The organism is Uliginosibacterium sp. H1, from assembly GCF_036017065.1.
Classification (GTDB): domain Bacteria; phylum Pseudomonadota; class Gammaproteobacteria; order Burkholderiales; family Rhodocyclaceae; genus Uliginosibacterium.
Genome location: NZ_JAYXHR010000001.1, coordinates 1,547,650 through 1,570,047 on the forward strand (window position 1 = coordinate 1,547,650; position 22,398 = coordinate 1,570,047).

Here is a 22,398-nt window from a genome sequence, read left to right on the forward strand (position 1 = left end):
GAACCCGAGCGCCGCGGCGGCCCCGGGTCGCCCCTGCCACCAGACCGAACTGGAGCGATGACGTGAGCATCAACGAGATCAAGCAAGCATTGCCGGGCGAGCGCGTCGTCGCGCTGTCGCCGGAGGATGCCAGCGCCGCGGCCACCGACTGGCTGCGCCGTCCCAACCTGTTCGCCGGCCGCGCCCTGACGGCCCCCACGCTGGAGAATCGCCAGCGCTGGCAGGCCGGGCGCATCGCCCACCGCGGCCAGGCCTTCACGCCGGGCGTGGTGAACGGGCTGGAGCTGTCGCACGTCCTGCAACCGGACAACACCGACCGTCCCTCCGTCCGCGTCTTCGTGCAACCGGGCCAGGGCCTGGCGGTGAGTGGCGAGGACGTGTTCCTGCCGCGTGGCATCGAGTTCCTGCTGGAAGACCTGCCCCTCGTCGCACCCGCCGCCTGGACCGCGCCCGCGCAAGGCGAGGACGGCGGGAACGATGAAGGCGGCGGGGAAGGCAGCGACGAAGAGAACACCACGCCCCCCATCGTGGTGATCCCGTCGCCCCCTGCTTCCCTCGCTGCGGACGATGACGAACCGGCGGACGCGGAGTTCAGGACCCTGCATTCACGCGTGATCCGCGGTCGACTGCTGGACCTGTGGAACACCGCCAACATGCCGGTGGCCGGCGTGCTCCTGCTGCAGCCGGTGACGGTGGACACCTCCGACTTCGACCCGACCGACCCCTGCGACCGCTGCCCCTGCGGCGAGGAGGACAACCTGTCCTCCGTCGAGGACTGGCGCATCCGCGACGGTGCGCGCCTGCTGTTCTACCCCTGGCCGCAGGAATGGTCGCCGCTGCCGAACACGCAGCTGCGCCGCCGCAACGCCTTCGCCCACAAGATCTTCACCGCCGAGTCGCGCCTGCTGCACGGCCAGTGCCTGCCCTGGGAGCAGTACGGCGTGCCAGTGGCGTTCATCGGCCTCACCGACATGCTGCAGGTGAGCTACGTGGACCGCGCCGCGGTGGTTCGCCAGGGCGGCCGTGCGCGCGAGGCGCGCCTGCAGCTCGCCGGTGGCAAGGTGAGCGCACTGGCCGCCAACAGCCGCCTGCCCGCGTTGTGGCAAGCGCGCATCGAGCAGTTCGCGGAGCAGATCGCCGAACAGCAGGATGACGCCGGCAACCTGCCACCCGCCGAGACGCTGGCCGACCCCTTCCTGCACCTGCCGCCCTGCGGCCTGTTGCCCACCAGCGCGCTGCGCCTGGCGGACCTGCCCGCCGAGTTCATCCGCAGCGACTTCTTTCCGCCGCTGTTCACGTTGGACGCCGTGCCGGTGCCGATGGAACAGCTGGACCTGACGATCCGCGAAGCGGCGCCGCTGGCCCCCATCGACATCGGCGTGCCGGAGCGCCTGCGCCTGCTCGTGCCGGTGAGCCAGGCATCCTGGGAACCGCGCCTGCTGCAGCACGACGTGATCGACCCCGAGTTCGACGCCACCGTGCAGCGCTTCCTGCTCGACCGTGCCCGCGCCCTCGGCGCCCGCCAGGGCCTGCGTGGCAAGGCGGCCCTGCTGGCCCACGCACTGGACGGCCAGCAGCATCCGATCACGCCGTTCAACGAAGACCCGCTCGCCGTCGAGCAGGAAACCCTGTCGCCCTGGGGCGCACCGCCCGACGGGGGCGGTCACCGCAGCAGCCTGATGGCCGGCTTCCACCAGCACTTCTTCGACAGCACCAGCACCACCTTCACGCTGGGCGAGAAGGAGTCCTTCTTCGTGTGGGTCTATCTCGACCCCGAGAATCCGCCGCGCACGCTGATGTTCCAGTGGCATACCAAGAAGGGTTGGGAGCACCGCGTCTACCTCGGCGAGAACCTGATCGAGCTCGGCCAGGACGACACCCCTTCCCGCTTCCGGCTCAACGACAAGCTGCCCACGCCGGGCGCGTGGACGATGATCAAGGTGCCTGCCCCCAAGCTGGAGATGACGGGGCAGGAAATCGACGGCATGGCCTTCTGCCTGTACGACGGCCGCGCCGCCTTCGGCCAGTGCGGCGGCTTCACCAAGGACGTGCAGCGCAACTGGTTCTCCAACTTCATTCCGCCGGATGCCAAGCTGCAGGGCGACGAGCCCTGGGACCTGCTGACGCACAACAACCTGTGGGCGCCGTTCGAACGCGACAACGGTGTCACCACCAGCCTGCCGGACATCGAGGTCGCCATCGCGGGCCTGCCCGGCCAGAGTCAACAGGCCGCCGAGGCCGAGCTGGCGATCCCCAAGAGCGGCTTCAGCATCTATCACCCGCTCACGCAAGGTTGGCGTGGTCACCTGATCATGGTGCAGTCGGGAATGAACTCCGGCCCCGTCACCACCGGCCCGGTATTCGCCGCAATCAAGGGCAGCGAGACGCTGGACATCTGGGTCTATCTCGACGAACTCAATCCGCCGCGCTCGATCTGGGCCTACGTGGCCTGTTTCGGTCAGGACTCCAGCAACAATGCCCGCGGCTCCGCCCTCCGCCTGGCCTTCTGGGGCGAGAACCGGCTGGCCGAACTCAACAAGGTGCTGCCACTGGGCGACGGCATGCTCTCCCAGACCATCCGCGCCGGCGCCCTGCCGCGCACCGGCGCGTGGACCCGCCTGCAGATGCCGCAACCCGATGGCACCCAGACGGCGGAAGGCGCCACCAAGCTGCGCCTGTGGGGCGGCATCTTCATGGCCTTCGGCGGTGAGGTGGCTTTCGGCGACATGGCGGTGAATCCGGCCGCGGCCGGTGCGGCCGACATGCCGGCCTGGCCCCTGGAGGTGAAGGAAGGCGTGCCGGTCCCGCCTTTCACGCCTTACCTGAACGCCACCCCGGTGTTGCAGACCTCGCTGGAAGTGTTGTCACCGACGACCTCCGGGCGCATCGGCACCGTGCAGGTCATGGGGGACCTGGTCGCCGACCCGCTGATTACGCGCCTGTCGCAGCACGAACGCTCGCAGTTGCCCTTGCGTGGCCTGATGGGCTTCGCCGATTACCTGCGCATGCGCATCGACCGCGCCGACGACATCACCGACTTCGGCTTCGCCCACATGCAGGTCGACATGGCGCGCATCCGCAACATGATGATGAGCACCAGCGACGCCAGCCGCCTCGCCGTGTCGCCGGCGCTGGCCGCCATCGCCAAGTCCGACAGCGCGCTCAACGTGCAGGCGCAGATCAAGGAATACCTCGGCACCGTCAAGAAGGTGTCGACCGCCCGCGCCACCCCCGTGGCACCTGCGGCTGCGCCGCGTGCGGTGTCGATGGCGAAGGCCGTCGCCAGCGTCGGCGTGAGCAACGTGCAGTACGTGCAGGTCGCCGCACAGGCCAAGCTGATCCAGGCCCCCAAGGCACCGCTCAACATCGTGTACGCACGGCCGGTGATCGGCCTGTCGGAAGTGCGCACCACCGCCATCGCCGACCGCCTGCGCCAGCCACCTTCCACCGAGGCACGCGACTACGCGCTGTCCAACCGGCATCGCACGGTGTCCTCGCTGCTCGACCTGCTCGCCGCCTTCATGAAGGAAGACAGTGGCGAAGTGCCCGCCCTGCTGCAGGACTTCGACATCTTCGGCCTGGATGGAGACCCCTTCCTGGATGCGCTGGCGCCCCTCCCCGCCGCCACCGGCAAGCGGCGCAAGCTCACCGACTTCGTCGGCAACGGCACGCTGCTCGGCAAGCTGCTGAGCCCGCCTCCGTTCAAGAATGCACAGGGGCAGGTGGTCGATCCCGACGAAGCCGCGCTGTTCACGCAGACCGCCGATCTCTCCGACAACACCGTGGCGATCCTGCGCCAGCTCGAAGGCCGCCTCAGCATCTATCGCGATGCGCTGACCCGCTGCGACCGCGCCATCGACGACCTGGAGGTCGACGTCTCCGCCGTCAGCCAGCGCCTGCGCCACATCGAGGAAGTGCTGGCCGAGGCGCGCCATGACGTCGGCGTGGCGCGTGCGCTCACCGCCGAGGAACAGGCCCGCATCGACGCGGTGAACGCGCGCCGCAGGAAGGTGCTGGCCGACGAGGTGAAGTTCCTCGCCTACGTGCGCCCGCGTGCGACCAGCAACGTGCTGGCCGCGCCGCGCCGCGTCGTCGACCCGGCGCTGGCCGAGGCTCCGGTGCCGGCCTGCCTGCGCGACCACCACGACGTGCCGGACGAACTGGAGGACATGCTGCGCGTGGTGCGCGAAGCACCCGCCTCCTGGTTCATGCAGGTGCCGAAGCTGCTCGACAAACTGGATCGCCCGGAGCTACTGCTGCGTGCCGTGCAGAGCGCGCAACTCCGCCTGCCGCAGATCGCCCTGCGCGCGCCGGTCGCCGCTGCCGTGACCGGCAAGCTCGGCAACGCCGTCACCCAGGTGATCGCGCGGCAGCACACGCTGATCGCCCAGCGCGTGGAAGCCGTGAGCCGCATCAACCTCGCCACGCTGGCCGGTCGCACCTGGCAGAACCTGCGCAACCAGGTGCAGGACATCGTGTCGCTTGGCGACATCATCGACGGCGAGCACGGCAAGGGTGCGGTGGCGCGCGCCGCGGCCGACGAGTTCAACCGCATCGGCGCCGTGTGCAGTTGCCTGCACGCGGAGTTCTGCGGCGTGGCGGCGGCGATCCGCCTCGACTGGGCCGAGATGTTCAGCCAGTTCGACGACGCCCCCAACCTGCGCAACCTCGCCAGCCTGCCGCGCTGGAGCGAGATCGACTCCATCGACCGCCGCCAGATGCAGGCCTACGTCGACTGGCTGTTCAGCCAGCTCGAACCGAAGCAGGCGCAGGGCGAAGCACTGATCAACGACGTGATCCGCATGTGCCTGCTGCTGGCCAGCCACGCACCGGTGGGCCGCATCGTCGCCGGCCGCCTGCCGCGCCCGATCACCGCCGTGCGCCCCGGCATCCGCATCCCGCTGGTGGCGCTGGAGCCCGCAAAACTGCGCGTCGGCATGCAGGCCATGATCTACCGCGCCAACACCCTGGTGGCCCGCGCGGTGGTGGAGGATGTCGGCACCAGCGAAGCAGCGGCCAAGGTGGTACACACCAGCAGCACGCAGATCGACCTGGACGTCGACGTGCGGGTGCACTTCGACAACGCGGCAGTCGTCAGCGCCGCACCGGCGCGCGCCGGCGGCATCTTCAAGCGCTGACGCGGACGAGGGCACGACGACATGGGCGCCCCCGACCGCAGCATCCGCCACCTGCGCCTGCGTGCGCCGGACGAGGCCTCGGTGCGCCATGCCGCCCTGCAGCTGGAAGACGCCCTGCGCTGCGCCAGCCTGCCGGACGAAGGCGGGCGCCTGCTGTTCGTGCGGCGCCTGTCGCTCGGCCGCATGGAAGGCGAGGTCTCGTCCGCAGGCCTGTCGCGCCGCATCGAGGAACAGGTGCGCCAGCTGGGCCTGCAATGGGTGCATGGCCTCGCACCGCGTGCCATCGCTGCGCAGGCGGTGTGGTTCCGCGACCGCCACGAAGCCATCGAGGCGCTGGCCCTGCATCTGGCCGCCGGAAAAAGCACGGCGGCATGGTTCTGGCCGCTGGTGTTCCGCGGCCTGCGTGGCAGGACGGCGATGTCATCCCTCAAGGCACTGCTGCGCGAACTTGCCGGCATGCAGGGCGCACCGGCCAGCCTGCCCGCCACCATCGCCACCCTGATCGACGCGGGTCATGGTCCTCTGCTGCTGCATCTCTTAAGCCCCATCGAAGCACAGGCCCTGCTGCAGGCAGCCGGCATCGACCTGCCGCGCCCGATGACCGTCCAGGCATCGCCCGCCTCGCCGACGATGGAGGCCATGCGCTTCGATGCGCCGGCCACCACCACGGTGGTGCGCTACGCCCCGCCCCGCTCCGCGGCGCAGCGCGTGGTGGTGTTGCCCCGGCAGGAGAACGCGAGCTGGCTGCATCTCATGCTGCGCGCTGCTGGCTGGCGTGCCGAACCGTCACCGCCCGCGGACACTGTCCCGGACGCGGGACCGACGCTCACCACGGCGCCCGCCCCTTCTTCTTCCGGCGCGTCCCGCCACACCGGCTCGTCGCCAGCAATCGCGGACGTGCCCCCGATAGAGGCCGGCGCAAGCGATGTGCGACCCGACCCCGCGCGCACGGAAGATGCCGCCACGCCGGCGCCGCTCACCGACGTTCCGCCCGCCCCCATCGCCCCGCCTCCCGCCGCAAGGCACGCCACGGTGGATCGCCCCCGCGCACGACTGCAGCAGCAGCAGGCCTGCGACGACAGCGTGGCCACCCTCGCAGGAGGCCTGCTGTTCCTGCTGCCGGTACTCGCCCGCCTCGGCTACCCCGCCTGGCAGGCCGCCAACGACCCCGACGACGACGGTCGCATCGCAGCGCGCTGCCTGTCCCTGCTGCTGCAACGGCTGGGCGTGTGCGCAGATCCCGCGGCTGAACTGCTCGTCGGGCTGGCGGGCGCACCGGATGTGATCGTCATGCCCGCCTGCTCCACGCCCGCCATCTGGTCGGACCCACGCATCGGGCTGGCCTTCCCGGCGGGGCCGGTCGACGCGCAACAGGCCGCCGCACTGTGGCTCAGGGCCTGCCGTCGCTACCTGCGGCGCGTCGCCGGCATCGGCCCCGCTTCCCTCGCCTTGCGCCCGGCGCGGCTGGCCTGGACGAGGACGCATGTGGACCTGCGCTTCGCGCTGTCCGCCAGCGACCTGCGCATCCGCCGCGCCGGCCTCGACATCGACCCCGGCTGGCTGCCCTGGCTGGGGCGCGTGGTCGCCATCCACTACCAACAGGCCGAAGCGTTCCGATGAACACACCCCAACGTCCCCGCCTGATGGCTCCGATGCTGCACAGCCTGGCGATCGCCGCGCTGTGGCGCATGCAGGGTGCCGACCCGGCGGATGCGCCGGAGGCGCAGTGGCTGCGCGCCCAGCACGACGCCTGTGGCGACGACCTGCAGGGCGCGCTGATGCACTGGCTGCAGGCCGCCGCCCCCGGCGACGAGAAGCTGCATGCGCTCGGCCGCGAGATCGGCCTGTCGCCGATCGAGACCCTCACCGTGGCAATGGCCGTCGCGGTGGAGACCGACGCGATGGTCGGCCGGGTGCTGACGTGGTTGCAGGCGCCCGTGGGCGGTGCGCGTCCCACGCTCGGCCTGGTGGCTGCCGTGGCGGGCGTGCTCGGCCTGGAAGGCAGCTTCGGCTGCCTGATGGACGGGCCGGCGCGCAGTTGCGGCCTGCTGCAGTTCGAAGGCGAGAACCGCCCGCTGCCGGAAGTCTCCCTCCTCATTCCACCGCCGCTGATCCTCGCGCTGAAGGACGCAGGCGGGCAATGGCCCGGCGTGCGGCTGGCGCCGGTGACGCCGCCCGCGTTCCCGCCTTCCATCCGCGAAGCCGCCAGCCGCCAGGGCCATGCCCTGCAGACCGGCGCGCGCATCCTCGCGGTGCGCAGCGGCCACCCGCGCGAGGCCCAGATGGCCGCCGCACTGGTGGCCAGCGGGCTGGGCGCGCGCGCTGCCTTCATCGGCAACGACGTGCCGTCCGGGCTGGGGCCGTGGCTGTGGCTGTGGAATGCGGTGCCGGTGCTGTGCGCGGAACTGGCCCCCGGCGAGATCCGCCGCCTGCCGGAAATCCCCGGCTATCGCGGCCCGGTGCTGGTGGCCTGCGGTATCGACGGCAGCTTCGAACGCGATGGCGAGCCCGTCCTCCACTGGCGGGTGCCCCTGCCCGGTGTCGAGGAGCGCGTGGCGCTGTGGCAATCGCACACCGGCGACGCGGCACTGGGCGAAGAACTGGGCCGCTCGCTGCGGCACGGCACGCTGTTCGTCGACACCCTGGGTCGCGCGGCGCGCTACCAGGCACGCCTGGAAGGCAGCAGCACCCTGCAGCGCCGTCACGTCAGCATCGCCGCACGGTCCGGCGCGGCGGCCGACCTCGGCACCCTGGCGGAACTGATGCCGGAGTTCATCGCCGACGATGCGCTCGTCGTTCCGCCCAATCTGCGCACCGAGCTGGATGCACTGTGGCAACGCTGCCTGGTGCGCGAGAACCTGGCCAGTGCGCTGGGGCCGGCGGCGCGGACCCGTTACCGCCCGGGCGTCAAGGCCCTGCTGGTCGGCCCTTCCGGCACCGGCAAGACGCTGGCGGCCGGCTGGCTGGCGACGCGGCTAGGACTGCCGCTGTACCGGGTGGACCTCGCGTCGATGACCAGCAAGTACATCGGCGAGACGGAGAAGAACCTCGCCCAGCTTTTTGCACGCGCGGAGCACGCGGAGATCGTGCTGCTGTTCGACGAGGCCGATTCGCTGTTCGGCAAGCGCACCGACGTGAAGGAATCCAACGACCGGTTCGCCAACGCGCAGACCAACTACCTGCTGCAGCGGGTGGAGTCCTTCGAGGGCATCGCCATCCTCACCAGCAACAGCCGCGGGCGCTTCGACAGCGCCTTCACGCGCCGGCTCGACGCCATCATCGATTTTCCGCCGCCACGCGCCGAGGAACGCCGCGCGTTGTGGCTGGCGCACCTGGGCAACCATCATCGCCTGGACGCGGGCGAGCTGAACCGCCTGGCGGCCCTGTGCGAACTGGCCGGCGGCCACATCCGCAATGCCGTGCTGTATGCCACCGCGCTGGAGAACGGTGCCCCGGCGTCCTACGCCACGCTGGCACGCGGCATCGCCACCGAGTACACCAAGCTCGGCAAGCAGATTCCGGCTGGTTTGCTGCCCGCCCCCTGACCGGCCCGGCCCATGAGCGAGCGCCACTACGCGGCCCCGGTCACCCGCAAGCGCCTGGCGCGGGAGCCGGCGCCCGACCGCCCGGAATCCACATCCGCCGTCGCAGGCAACGCGACCGTGCGGGGTGTGCCGCGCTTCCTGCAGGCACCGGAGCGTGGCCTGGAGGATGCACCAAGGCAACTCGCGGAGGAGGAGGCCGACAGCCTCGCCGAACAGGTGCAGGAAGGCGCGGACACCGCGACCACCCACGCCGGCAGGCATGGCAACGGCATTTCCGCCAGTCCGCGCGCAGAAGCGGAAGCCGGCCAGCCGGCCAGCGAGGATCTGGAAGAAGCGGCCGGGGAAACGCCCGACGACGAAACGTCCGTGGAGTTGCTGGAAGCCTCGCGGGAAGAGAAGGATGCCGGCGTACAGGAAGATGCGTCGGCCGATGGAAGCAATGGCGCTGCGTCGACACCGGCCAACGCAGAGGGACCGGAGCGCGCAGCAGATCCTTCGCAGGCGGTGACCAGGCGCGATGCGCACGCGGCCAGCACCGGCCCATCCCGCACCACGGCGCCAGCTTCGCGCGCGGCGACGTCCAGGCGGCTGATGCCGCCCGACAGCGGGCATCGCCTGGCAGCTGCCGTCCGCCCGCACATCGAGGCGGTGCTCGGCGACGAGCAGGCATCACGCCTCGATGACATCCGCGTGCATGACAGCCGGCGTGCCCGCGAGACGGCGGCCGGCTTCGGTGCGCGCGCCTTCACGCAGGGCCAGGACATCTGGCTCGGCCCGCGGGCGTCCGCCGACGACCTGGGGCTGATGGCCCACGAGACCGCCCACGCGCTGCAGCAGGCACCGGCTGCCGCCGGGCCGGCCAGCCAGGCGCAGGCACCCATGCAGTTCGAGGAAGAGGCCGGCGCGGCGCGCACGCCGCAGAGCTTCGGCTTCTCGGAAGACGAGATGGAGAGCCGGCTGGAGAGCACGCCGGGCGGCAGCCGCAGCGAGGAGGTGGAGCTCCAGCCCGGCACCGAGGCCACGCTCGACGACGTGAGCCAGGACGGCGGCGGAGACGACGGTGGGGGCGGTGACGATGGCGGCGGTGGTGGCGAGAGTGGCGAGGGGGGGGCCGACGATGCGGCCGGCGCCGCTGGCGGCGCACCGGGTGGCCGTGACGGCAGCAGTGGCGGCGGGGGCCGGCGGGCACGCCCGGCAGCATCCACCGGCACGTCTGCCGGCGGCGCGCCCTCCGCACCGGCGGATGCCTACCAGGGCCTGGTCGACACGGAGGTGGCCGCCTACCTCAACGGCAACGTGGACCCGGCCGGGCTGAGCACGCTCACCGACACGACGCAGCCCCTGCTGGATGCCGCCAGCGGCTTCAGCCAGCAGCAGGTCGTCGAACCCGAGGGCAGCTTCCTCGGCAACATCACCGGCGTGTCGCCGCTGATCAACGCCTTCAGCCACGGCTCGCGCGGCTACGAGAACGAAGAGCCGTGGCTGCAGACAGTCGCGCAGATCCGCGAAGTCGTCGTGTCGCTGGGTGGCGTGGTCGGCATGATCGGCCTGGTCGCCACCGTCAGCGGTGCGATCCTGAGCCTGCTGGTGCCACCGGTGGGCGCCTTCCTGCTGACGGTGGGGCGCTTCTGCGACATCGCGGCCCTGGTGCTGGACATCGTGGGGCTGGCGCTGAACGTCTTCCTCACCGGCTACAACCTGTACCGCCTGAAGAACGCCACCGACCCGGAAGAGAAACGTCGCCTGCTCGGCCTGGTGAGATCCGATGCCATGCAGACGGTGATGAGCGGCATCGCGGTAGCCACGGCGGTGGCGCCCGGCGCCGCCCGCGCGCTCAGCCAGACCCGCGCCGGGCGCGCAGCGGGCAGTGCGCTGGCCCGCGTGGCCGCGCCGATCGGCCGGGCAGCCGGCGCGACCGGGCGTGCCCTGCACGGCGCGGTGGCCTCCACCCGCCTGGGGCGCGCCGCACTGGGCGGCGTGGCACGCACCGGCGCCGGCATGCGCGCCCTGCGTACCGCCGCCTCCACCCGCGTGCGCTCCGGGCTCGTCAGGCTGCGTGGCACGCGACTGATCCGCGGGGCGAACCGCGCCTCCAGCAGCCTGGAGCGGCGCGTGGCCGGCCACTTCGACCGCCTCGCCGCCGGACGTGGCCGGGTTTCCGGCTTCTACCGGCGTCGCGTCCGCGGCTTCCACGAACGCAACCGGCGTGTGGCGGAGATGATCGGCGAGCCGATAGAGCGCGCCCACTACCTTGAACGGGGCGCGGCCATGCGCAACCGGCTGGCCACGTTGCAGACGGACCCGAACATCGCCAACGTGCGCGCCACCCTGGAGCGCGAGTTCGGCATCGAGCACGCCAGCCCGGTCACCCTGCCCGGCGGCGGTGCCGCACGCACGCCGAACGGCGCGCCGCTGCAGCGTGGCGACTTCGCGCTGGACGGCGGCCCCGGGACGTACAACTTCGACCGCGTGGACGCCGACGTGCTGTACGACATGCGCCGTCGCGAGTTCGCCGAGATACAGAACATCCGCGCCACCTACCCGAACGCGTCGGACGCCGAGCTGGCCCGCCTGGTCAACGACAGCCCCTTCATCCGTGGTCGCTGGACCGACGACGAGATGCGCGCGCTACGGCAGATCCACACGGGCACCGACGTCAACGTCGGCGGCGTGCCCGGCACCGTCCCCAAGACCGCGCACCACACCATCCCCGCACAGATGGCGCCCGAGATCCATCGCGATCCGCGCTTCATGCAGATGGTGAACGACACGCGCTTCTACGACGATGCGCTGGGCAGCGGTGCCACCGCCGCCGACAACAACTTCCTGCGCGTCGCCTACCCGGACAGCGGCCCCAACGCCTACACGCGCCTGCCCAGCGGCCGCGCCAACATCGGCGCGGTGCGGGTGCCGGGGGCACGCCCGGGCAGCACGCGCGCCGCGAGGAACCTCACCGAGGTGACGGAGCAGTGGGTACGTGGCGGCAACGTGGCGGGCGTCAGCGACGTCGGCTTCTTCGAGAGCGATGCCTTCCGGCGCGAACTGCGCGACCAGGGCAGCACAGGCGCCTGGGTCAACCCGCGCGACGCGACCGGCGGGGAGCGGCGCCTGTTCAACCCCCACCTCGAACTGGGCCATGAAGGCGACTGGGCACGCGAGATCGACCGCAGCATCTTCGACCTGAACGGGCGCCTGGGCCTGCCCGGCGAAGTGGGACGCAACCTGGGCCGCGCCGCGCCGCGCGAAGCCGCGCGCACGGTGCCGCGCTACCTGGCCGGCATGTACGGCGACGACCCCGCCACCGACGCGGCGAGCGGTGCCGGCGCCGCTGCCGGTGCCACCCCTGCCGCCGGCAATGCGGTGGATCGCTTCGTCGACTCGCTCTACCAGCGCATGGGCCGCTCGGTGGTCACCGCCACTGCGGCCGCACCGGCTGCTTCACCCGGCGCGGCGGCGGCATCTGCCACGCCTGCCAGCCCACCCGCGACGGACACCGCCGCGCCGGCAACCGCCGCGGAGGCGCCGTCCCCCACGCCGGACGAGGCGATGGCCAAGGTGCCGGAAGCGCCGCCCTCGCCGGTCGCCTACAGCCCGGAATCGCTCGCCGGTATTTCGGAGCAGCGCGCCTCCGTCGCCGCGGCCATCGAGGCGGTGCAGGCCTACCTGCAGGCCGCCGTGCAATCGCAGGCGGACAACGAGGCCGCCCGCGAGACGGCCGAAGGCCTGCACGACAGCCACGAGACCCGCAGCGGCCACGTCGAGTCCGAACAGGCCGACGTGACCGACCAGCAGGACAAGCTGGGCCAGGCCAGTGGTGCGCAGGCCGAGATGGCCGCCGAGGGCGAGCACGCGTCCTCCGAAGGCGAACGCGGCCAGTCGGAAGGCGAGAACACCCGCAGCGAGGGCGACGCCACTTCGGTGGAACCCAAGGCCGAGGAACCGGAATCGAAGGGCTGGCTGGAGCGCGCCTGGGACGCCACCGCCGGTGCCTTGTGGGAAGAGCTGATCCGCCCCGCCGTCAACCTCGTGCGGCGCAAGGTCAACCAGGTGATGCAGGCCATCGGCGAGTTCATCACCAACATGATCAACCAGGTGCTGGGGCTGGACGAGATCGAAGCCGAACTGAACGCTGGCGGCGAGGACATCACGGCGCGTGACGGGTCGCTGGCGGAAACCGGCGATGGCCTCGGCGAGGAAGGCGAGCGCGCGGCCACCGGGATGGAGGACACCGCGGCGACGATGGAGCGCGCCGACGCCAACATCGCGGAAGCCGGCTCCGCGCAGGAAGAGGCCCAGACGCTGCTGGACGCACTGATGGACCACGACCAGGCGCTGGCCGGCGAGGAAGCCGCCGGCAAGGCCTACGTGCAGGAATTCGGCACCCAGCACGCCGGCTACTTCGCCTATGCCGCCGAGGTGGGCGAAGGCACCGACGGCAGTCCGGACGCCGGCGCGAGTGATGCCGCCAGCGCCACGGCCCCCGCCCCTGCTCCCGCCGCGGAGGACGCCGCCACCGACGACACCGAGCGCCTGCAGGATGCCCACCTCGCCCCGCTGCGCGGCATGCTGGCCGCAGTCCGCCGCGCGGATGCCGACAGCGCCACCGAACTGGCCGGCGTCGCCGCGCAGAGCGGTGCGCTGGCACCGGAGACCGCCGCGACCGCCAGCGGGGCCAGCGCGGATTTCCGCGCCGGCCAGGGCGACCGGCGCGGCCGGCTGGACCGCATCGCGGCGGAAGCGGCTTCGCTCGTCGGGCAGCCTGCCGACATGGCACATTCGCGTCTTGAACACCTCAGCAACGAAGCCGCGCTGATCGGCGACGAACTCGAACAGGCCCGCCAGCAGGCGCTGCTGGCGATCGCGGGTGCGCACGACGCCGGCATGGACGCTACAGCCCCCGGCGCAGCGGATGCCCCCGCGGACGAAGACAGCGCCATGGAGAACGTGTGAAGAATCGCCCCCACCCCCTCCGACCCACTCGTCTGCCTCAACCACCTGGCCCCGGCACACGGGCGGCGGCCGGCCGCGATCACTCCACGGCCGACGAAGCACGCAGGCACGCCGAACGTCTGATCGGGGACGTCGCCCTCACCCGCGCCCACCGCGACGCCGACGCCCCGGCGCACCTCGCCGCCCTGTACCGCGCAGCCATGTTCTACCCCGTCTTCATGGACTGGCCGGACCCGGTGGAAGGCTGGCTCGCCGACGCCACGACGCTGGCGCAGACGCTGGGCGAAAGCGAAGCCGCGGAGATGCTCGCCGTGCGCGGCGCGGCCTGCGCGATGCGCCGCCTGGCGCTGGACGACGCGCTGGCCCGCCTGGCGAAGCTGGCGCCTGCAAGCCTGCGCGCCCGCGCCTACCGCGCCGCGACCCAGGCCCGCGTGCTGACGCGGTTGCAACGCTTCGCCGACGCAAAGGCGGCACTCGACACGGCCGACGCCCAGGCGCTGACCAGCGACGACTGGCTGCTGGCCCACCTGTCGCTGGCCGAGGCCGAATGGATGCTGGAGTCGGGACAACAACAGGCGGGCGCAGCGCTTCCCCCGGCCCTGCCCGCCCGCTTCGCCGGCGTGCTTCGACGCCTGCAACCGCAGCAGCTCGAAGACCGCCTGCAGGCCCTGCAGGCACTCGGCTTCCTGGCGATCGCCGCGCGCAAGCCGCTGGATGCCCACGGCCGGCTGGACGAGGCACGCCGCCTGCTGCAGGGGCTGGCCGTGTGGCCCGAGCTGGTGCAGATGAACATCGCCTGCGCCAGCATGCTGACCATGCTGGGCCAGGATGAGGACGCACGCGCGCTCCTGGAGGAGGCGACCGCCATCGACACGGCGCATCTCGGCGACAAGTGGTCGCCACTGTGCCGGCTGTCGCTGGCCCGCAGCGACATGGCACGCGGCGAATTCCAGCAGTGCCTGCAGCAGGCCTTGCAGAGTGCCGCAGGCTTCGCCCGCCACGGCAACGGCCTGGGCTTCGCCGCCGCGCTGGGCTTCGCCGCCAGAACCTGGGAGGCGCGTGACGAAGCCATCGAGGCCTATCGCATCCTGTCGCTGGGCATCGGCATCGCCCGCGCACTGAAGGCCGCGGCCATGGAGCAGTTCGTGGTCACGCAGATGGAAGCACTGAAGGCCCGCCTCGGGCCGCAGGCCGTCACCCGCATCAGCCAGGCGCTGCTCGACCAGGCGCAAGGCAAGGCCCCACCCGTCGCCACGCCGCCGCACTGACATGCGCCGCACTCATGGCCGCGAGCACGGCCACTCGCCCGCCGCGCCGGACACCGGCGACACCGGCGACACCGCCAGGAAAACGGTGGCGCCCGGCCTGCCACGCTACCTGGGCATGCGCACCGCGGCAGACGCCGGCGTGTCCGGGGCCACGGCGACGGATCTCGAACAGCAGGCGCGGCAGGCCCAGGAACAGGCGCCCGCCGTGACGGGCACCTCTGCTGCCGCGGCGCCGGGCGAAGGCGGCGGCAACGGCAAGGGCCTGCCCGCGGCGGCGCGCACGTACCTGGAGCACAGCTTCGGGACCGACCTCGGCGACATCCGCCTGCATGACGACGCCGCGTCCGCCGCGACCACCCGCGCGCTGAAACAGCCGGCCTTCGCCTATGGCAACGGCATCTGGCTGGGGAGCCGCGAACAGGCAGGCGACCTGCCCACCCTGGCGCACGAAACCGCGCACGTGCTGCAGCAACGCAGCGCCGGCCAGGCTTTCCTGCAAGGCGAGGACGGACCGGTCTGCGAGCAGCCGCCACCGCTCAGCAGCATCGAGCCCATGAGCTGCCCCGCCGCGCCCACCACGGTGGAGACGGAGGTCGTCGTCTCGTCCCCGCGGGTGGACGGCGCACCGGCCCGGCCGGACGAACGCGTGATACTGAGCCAGCCGGTGAGCTCCAGCACCGGCATCGTGCTGTACGCCATCCCCCGCAGCGCGCTGGACTACGACCCGGACGCCGAAGCCGGCGGCGAATGCCCCTCGCCCGCCCCGGCCACGACGAACACGCCGCCACTGGCGCCTGCATCGACCGATCCGGCGGCCGGCCTGCCCGGTTCCGCCGACCGCGTACTGGGCGCACCGCTGCCCGCCACCCGCCCGGTGTCGGCCGGTGGCGTGACGCTGGAAGCCGTCAGCGTCACCGATGCCTACGTCATCACCACCCAGTACCACCATCTGGCGGTGGGTGCCGGCGCCCTGACCATTCTCGAAACGCCGGACGGCGTGCGGCTCATCGACGCCGGCGTGGGCCAGGAGGGCGGCAGCGTCCTGGCGGACGCCATCGTGGAGCGCGCGGCCTCGATCATCGGCAACCGGCCGATCGTGGAGGTGCTGATCACCCACCTGCACGCCGACCACACCGCGCTGCTGCCGCGCCTGGCCGGCCGCTTCGACATCGGCTCCCTGCGCGTCAATGCCCTGCAGTTCGCCGACCCCCGCTTCCAGACGCTGCTGGCCGACATCGCGCGCGAACAGGCGGCCGGCGTGCAACGTCGCGCCGCGGCCGAATTCGATGCGCGGCGCAGCACCTGGGACGCCGGGCCGGGTGCCGAGATCGCGGACCCCGCGTTGCGCGAGGCCCAGTTCGCCACCGCCCGCCAGGCGCACGTGGACCAGGCCCTGACGCGCCTGCGCAACAACCCCACGAGCATCGACCTGCTGGTGCCGGAACGCGGCGCCCTGGTGGCCGTGTCGGCGCCGATGGGCAGCATCGCCGTGCCCGGCACGGCGACCACCGACCCGCTGCTCAGCGGCCTGCGGCGGCCCGCTCCACCGGGCGGCCCGGCGATCACCGACGTGGGCGACCCGGCGCTGGGCCGCCACCTCGACCGCCAGCAGCGTGCCAGCGCCAGCGACCCCACCGCGCGCGTGCCGGATGCCGACATCGACGCCGCATCGTCCAGCTACATCATCGACCTGCCCGGCGGTAACCGCCTGATGGTGGTGCCGGATGCGCGCACCGACGACATCGGCCGCGTGCCGCGCGATGCACGGGGGCGCATCGTGCGTGACGCCTCCGGCGGCGCGCGCAGCAGCTTCGAGGCGGAGCTGGCGCGGCTGGGGCACGCCGCACGTTTCCAGGTCTGGAACATGACCCACCACATGCAGTCCGGCTGGGTGGCCGGCGGTGCGCCGCACGTGGTGGGCGTGGGCCAGCTGACGGCCTTCATCCAGCTGATGCAGAACCTGCGCGAAGTGCAGGCGCGCGGCCGCGCCGCCGGCAGCCCGGCGGCCGCCAACGCGGTGATGGTGTCGGTGCTGGGCGACCCCGGCAATCCGCTGGCACGCAGCCTGGTGAATCCGGGCATGGTGTGGTTCCTGCGCGCGCTGGGCTTCGAGACCATGCTGGCCACCTCGGGCCGCGACCTGCGCGTCATCGAGGCGATGAGCGCCAGCGGCGCCGTCATCGAGGGCGCGGCCGGCCTGCCCTACGAAGGCGCGCGTCCCACCGACGCGATCCTCAGCAACTCGGAACAGGCGCTGCGCTTCCTCGACGCGGAAATCGCACGCCAGCGGGCACGCAGCGCGCGCGGCCTGTCGCGTGCCGACAGCGCGGCGCTGGTCGCCGACCGCACGGCGCGGCTCGACAGCCTGACCACCGCGCACCGGCAACTGGAGACGGCGCGCAACGCCTACCTGGAGATCATGAGCCGCGAGTTGTGGCGTGGCCCCGACGACACCAGCCGGCCCGCCGTCGCGCCGGACCCGGCGGCCGGCACGCCCGCCGCCCTGGCGACCGCCGAGGCCACGCTGCGCACGGCCATGGCCTCGCCGGAACTCGGCACGTTCGCACCCGAGGCCACCACCGCGACGCCGATGCTCAACGAAGGCGCGATGGTGATCATGCGCCTGTCGGACAGCGCGGCCGACGCCAGCACGCGCCGCTACATCGAACTGCGCACGCGCATGGACGGGGCGCGTGCCCGCCTCGCCAGCGATGCCGGCAATGCGGTGCTGCGCACGCAGATGCTGGCCGACCTGCAGGACACCCAGGCCCTGCTGCGGCAGATGCTGGAGACGGCGCCGGAGGCCAGCCGCGTCACCCTCCGCGAAGAGCTGGTGTACAACCAGCGCGAGATGGAGGCGCTGCTGCGCCCGGTCAACCAGGGCGAGGCGATGTTCTCGCGCGAACCGGGAACCGGGCGCCTGGTGGAAAGCCGCGTCACGGTGTCCGCCCCGCCGCGCACCGCCGCCGATCGCGTGCGCGGCGTGACCGAGGGCGTCGGGCGTGGCCTGGGCGCATTGATGGTGGTGCAGACCATCCGCTCCGAGGGCGAACTGCTGGAGAAAGCCGAGGAAGGCCGCGCCAGCGCCGCGGAGACCGTCACCGGCACCGCCCACAATGCACTCGGCATTTCGCTTGGCCTGCGGATGGCGCGCGGCATCCACGTCCATCCCGGCGAGTTCGTGCTGCTGTCGGCGCTCGACATCGCGCACACCGTCGCCACCGAGCACGGCAGCCACGAAGCGAACACGGTCGCCATCACGCAGTCCGTCATGCGCAATGCGCTGACGCTGGGGCTGATGGTCATCGGCAACGCGATGATGCGTTCCGGCAACCCCTACGTGGTCGCCGCCGGCTTCGGCGTCACCCTGCTGACCGAGCCGATCATGATGGGCCTGGAGGCGGCCGGTGTGTTCGACGCCGTCGAGCGCGCCAGCGCCTTCCTGCCCTCCGAGGTGACCGGCACGACGCAGAGCCTGCGTCGCCTGATGGCCGAGTACGACGGCCTGGTGGGCGCACGCAGCCTGTCCGCGCGCTCCGACGAGGAACTGCGCGGACTGGGTGCCCACGACCCCGCCGCGCTGCGCACCGCGGCGAGCACCGACATCGCCACCTACACCCGCGGACTGGATGCCAAGGAGGTAGAGGTGCTGGATGCCTTCTCCACCGCCTACACCAGCGCGCGCACCGACTACGCCGGGCTGTTCGAGCTCGACCAGTTGCGCGACCAGTTCCTGCGCATGCGCAGGCAGGCCCGCGAGGGCGGCAGCAGCGACGCCGACCGGTTGTCGCGCGAGAACGCCCTGAGCCGCTTCGCCACCATGGACACGGGCCTGTCGATGGCCACCATGTCGGTCGAGGAGATCAACGCCATGCCGCAGTGGGAATCGCTGCGTGATGCCATCGGCGAATACGAGGAGGAAGCCGGCGACGACGAGCCGGACTGGGAAGACCTTCGCGACAGCCAGATCCAGATCGAGCAGATGCTCCGCAATGCCCGCTACCGCCTGGACCCGTCGACGCTGGGCCTGCGCTCCGCGTCGATGCTGCCGGAAGGCTCGCCCGGGCGCGGCGCCTACGAGACCAACCTGAGCCTGCTGTCGTCCCGCTGGCAGACCGTGCGCCGCAGTGGCCTGGAAGCCCTGACCGGCACCTGCATCGGCACCGTGACCAGCGCCGACCCTGCAGCCACGGTGGACCAGTACCTCGTCGCCTACCAGGCCATGCTGGATTCCGCCCCCAGCCATCCGTATACCGCCGCGGGACTCGTGCGCAGCTCCACCACCCTTGCCGTCGACTACCGCCGGCACGTGGAGTCGGACAGCGGGCTGGCCCGCTACCTGTTGCGGCTGGAGATCGCCGAACGCGGACTGCAGGGCACCCTCAACGAACTGCTGACCGGCAACGCCGTCGTGTCGGATGCGCCGGCGGTGCAGCGTCGCGTGCAGAGCGCGATCAGCCAGCGCCGGGCGATTCACGGCCTGTACTTCCTGGGCGAACTGGAAAGCAACGCCGCGCCGATACGCGAGCGCGAAGTGGCGACCCTGGCACCGCTGTTCGAGTCCTCTCCCACGCGTGCGCTCTCCGGTTCGGAGAATGCGGCGATGGCCGAAGGCGAACTGGAAGACCTGGACGTGCACCTGTCCACCGTCACCAACCGCCTGCAACTCGTGCCCAACCTCAGCCTGCCGGCCAACGCCGACGACGCCGTGCCCGGCCTGTACAAGGTGCTCGGCGGCACCACCTTCGTGGTCGGCCGCGGCTACGCACCGGTCAATACCGACGTCCTGGTCATCGTCGGACATACCGGCCGTACCCGCGAGGACCACGACCTCATGACCGGTGGCTTCCGCGAGACCGAAGTCATCCCGATCAACCGCGCCGCGGTCGGCCGCTTCGGCACCGCGCCGCGCTACCTGCGCAACGGCAGCTTCGCCCCGGTCACCCGTCGTGAGCTGGAGGCGGACCGTCCGCCCGCCCCCTGACGCCATGACCGACCACCTCGCGCCTGCCTTCACCGAAGAACGGGTGCTGCCCGGCTCGCGCACCTGGCAGCTGCGCCTGCGGCAACCTCCGGCCATCGGCGTATTGCCGCACCTGCTGCCACCGGAACGGCGCACGCCGTGGCAGCTGCGGGTGAGCCTCATGCTCGAATGCCAGGCGTTCATCGCCGCGATCGATGGGGCCTACGCGGGCGAGACACTCGTGCTGCAGATGCTGGACGATCCCGTGACGAGGCCGGCACTCCTGCAGTTGCGCCATGAGCTGTACGAGCAGTGGCCCCTGCATGGACAGATCGCTGCCGACTGCCCGCATTGCGGCCTGTCGGCAAGCCTGGGCCTCGCCCATTACTGGCTGTCGCTCGGTCTGCCGGCCTGGCAGCGCCTGGACGCACAGCAGTTGCTGCTGCCCCCCTGCACCGCCACACCCATGCCGACCGTCGCGCACACGGCCTCCGGGGCGGGAGGCAGCGTGCCCCTGGCACGCTGTCTGTGGGTCAGCTATCCACGCGCCGCCGGAGAGCAACCGCTGCGCTACGGGATCTTCCCCGGCACGCACGGCGAAGAGAACGCGGCATCCCTCCAGGACCTGCTGGCCGGAACGCGGGAAGCGGACACCGGGGAACTGCTGCCGCTCGACCTGCTGCCGACGGGCCCGGCCTGGCGCAGCATCGTTGGCATGGCGAACTGGCTGGGCAGACGGGATGCGCAGGGGGCGCTGGACGTGGCGGCCATGCCACTGGGCTGCTTCTTCCTGTGCGACCTGCTGTACTTCGCGGCCAGGCATCCGGCCGCCCGCCGCAGCCCGGGGCTGGTGGTCAGCTGCCCGTCATGTGGCCAGGATTTCCTGCCGGTGCAGTAGCGATGTCGTCGCGTGAAGGAGGCTTCCGATGAGATTCGTCACACCGCGCAGGGCGCGCCAGGCCCGCAACGCCGGACAGGGCGGTTCCTCCGGCTCCCGCAACGGGCTTCCGCGCTATCTGCAAGCCGGCCAGCCGGCGCCTCCCCGCCAAGCCCTGCCCCGCCAGGTCCTGCCCCGCAATGAAGCGGCCGAACGCGAGGCCCACGACAGCGCCGGACGACGCGAGCACCGGCCAGCCGAAGGGGCCGTGGACAGCAATCCGCTGTCGCGGGAGCTCTCGCGCAGCGTCGCGGCACAAGCCGGCAACGGCGAGCGCCTGCCCGACAGCTGGGCCGAACGCGCCGGCCGCATGGGCGCGCCCGCCACGCAGGTGCGGGTGCATACCGACGCACGCGCCCAGCGCTTCGCCGACCGCCTGGGCGCCAAGGCCGTGACCGTCGGCCGCGACATCTTCTTCGCCGGCAACCGCTATGCCCCGGACACCCAGGAAGGCGACCGGTTGCTTTCGCACGAGCTGACCCATGTGGCCCAGCAGCGCGGCGAGCCGCAGACGCTGCAATGCGACCAGCATGACGCGGCGAACTCCCTGCTCGGCGTGTTCAGCTACGACATGAGCACGACGACGCTGAACGGCAATCCGGCGATGGACGTGAGCCTCGGTTTCTTTCCCGATCCCTTCGGCCCTTATTCCACCCGGATCGGCATGGTGCAACTGGCCAACGTCACGGACCGCAGGACGGCCGCCAACGGCAACCCCGCCGACTGGTCGACCATCAACCGGGGTGAAGAAGCGGCGCGCGCCGACACCATGACCACGGGGGCCGGAACAGCAGCACGCGGCTGGTTCGTCGATGCGTTCTACGACCCCGCCGTGCATCCGCAATCCTCCAGCGTGGAGCCGAGCTACCAGGAACCGGATTCGACCAACCCGACGGCCGGCGCCTATGGCGACTACGGCTGGCTGCGTTCCCCGACCGACACGCACGAGGCCACGCTGCTGGACACGCCCAGCATGAGTTTCGATTGCGATTTCGACTTCCAGACCTTCGCCCGCGGCGTGGACAACCAGGTCGACTACGGCGCGCTGGAATGGGGCTTCCAGATCCGCGGCGGCGCCATCGGCAGCGACTACGCACGGGCTGCCACGTCGTCGTCGCCGGCCTTCGGCGAGGCCATGGACCGCTTCCGCGGCTACTTCTCGCACGAGAACCTGATCGTCTACTTCGACACCGCCAGCGACACCGTGAGCGCCGCGGAGGCTGCCAAGCTGGCGGGCGCGCGCGACTACATGGACCGCTACCCGGATTGCCGCATCGAGGTCAGCGGCTTCGCCGACTTCCGCGGCAACAGTGGCGACAATGCCGGGCTGTCGCTGCGACGCGCCGGATCGGTCGTCGCCCTGCTGCAGGCGCAAGGCATCGCCGCCGACCGTATCGACACCCCCACGGCTGGCGGCGAGACGACCGCCAACGCACCCGGCAGCGACGTCCGCTCACCCGGCGCCATGCAGGCCAACCGCCGGGTGGTCGTGCGTTTCGTGCGGACCGCCAGCTCGACCATCAACGCCATCTGAGAACCCCGCGCCGCATCATCTGTCCATCCTGCAACGGGCCGGGTTAGGATGGGCCTGAATTCG

8 protein-coding genes are annotated in these 22,398 nt (G+C 71.7%); all 8 read left to right on the forward strand.

The features are described 5' to 3' along the window. Positions 1-62 precede the first annotated feature (62 nt). Positions 63-5,138, forward strand: coding sequence for a hypothetical protein (locus tag VVD47_RS07125; RefSeq protein ID WP_327602710.1), 5,076 nt, complete (start codon positions 63-65; stop codon positions 5,136-5,138). A 21-nt stretch (positions 5,139-5,159) separates the two neighbouring features. Next, on the forward strand, positions 5,160-6,758 hold the full coding sequence (locus tag VVD47_RS07130; RefSeq protein WP_327602711.1) for a hypothetical protein: 1,599 nt from the start codon (positions 5,160-5,162) through the stop codon (positions 6,756-6,758). Continuing rightward, entirely contained in the window at positions 6,755-8,683 is a 1,929-nt protein-coding gene (locus tag VVD47_RS07135; RefSeq protein WP_327602712.1) for an ATP-binding protein, read from the forward strand. The genes VVD47_RS07130 and VVD47_RS07135 overlap by 4 nt, the downstream gene beginning before the upstream one ends. Positions 8,684-8,695: 12 nt before the next feature. Beyond that, the gene (locus VVD47_RS07140) at positions 8,696-13,633 is read left to right on the forward strand and encodes an eCIS core domain-containing protein (protein WP_327602713.1); all 4,938 of its coding nucleotides are present in this window, start codon (positions 8,696-8,698) and stop codon (positions 13,631-13,633) included. A 200-nt stretch (positions 13,634-13,833) separates the two neighbouring features. Then, positions 13,834-14,901 carry a hypothetical protein gene (locus tag VVD47_RS07145; RefSeq protein WP_327602714.1) on the forward strand — a complete coding sequence of 356 codons (1,068 nt, stop codon included), beginning with the start codon at positions 13,834-13,836 and terminating at the stop codon, positions 14,899-14,901. Position 14,902: 1 nt separating this feature from the next. Further along, the gene (locus tag VVD47_RS07150) at positions 14,903-19,885 is read left to right on the forward strand and encodes an eCIS core domain-containing protein (protein ID WP_327602715.1); all 4,983 of its coding nucleotides are present in this window, start codon (positions 14,903-14,905) and stop codon (positions 19,883-19,885) included. 4 nt (positions 19,886-19,889) lie between these two features. Further along, the gene (locus tag VVD47_RS07155; protein ID WP_327602716.1) at positions 19,890-20,762 is read left to right on the forward strand and encodes a hypothetical protein; all 873 of its coding nucleotides are present in this window, start codon (positions 19,890-19,892) and stop codon (positions 20,760-20,762) included. Between the two features lie 28 nt (positions 20,763-20,790). Next, a complete protein-coding gene (locus VVD47_RS07160) occupies positions 20,791-22,335 on the forward strand; it encodes an eCIS core domain-containing protein (protein ID WP_327602717.1) in 1,545 nt (514 codons plus the stop codon). The last annotated feature ends 63 nt before the right edge of the window (positions 22,336-22,398 follow it).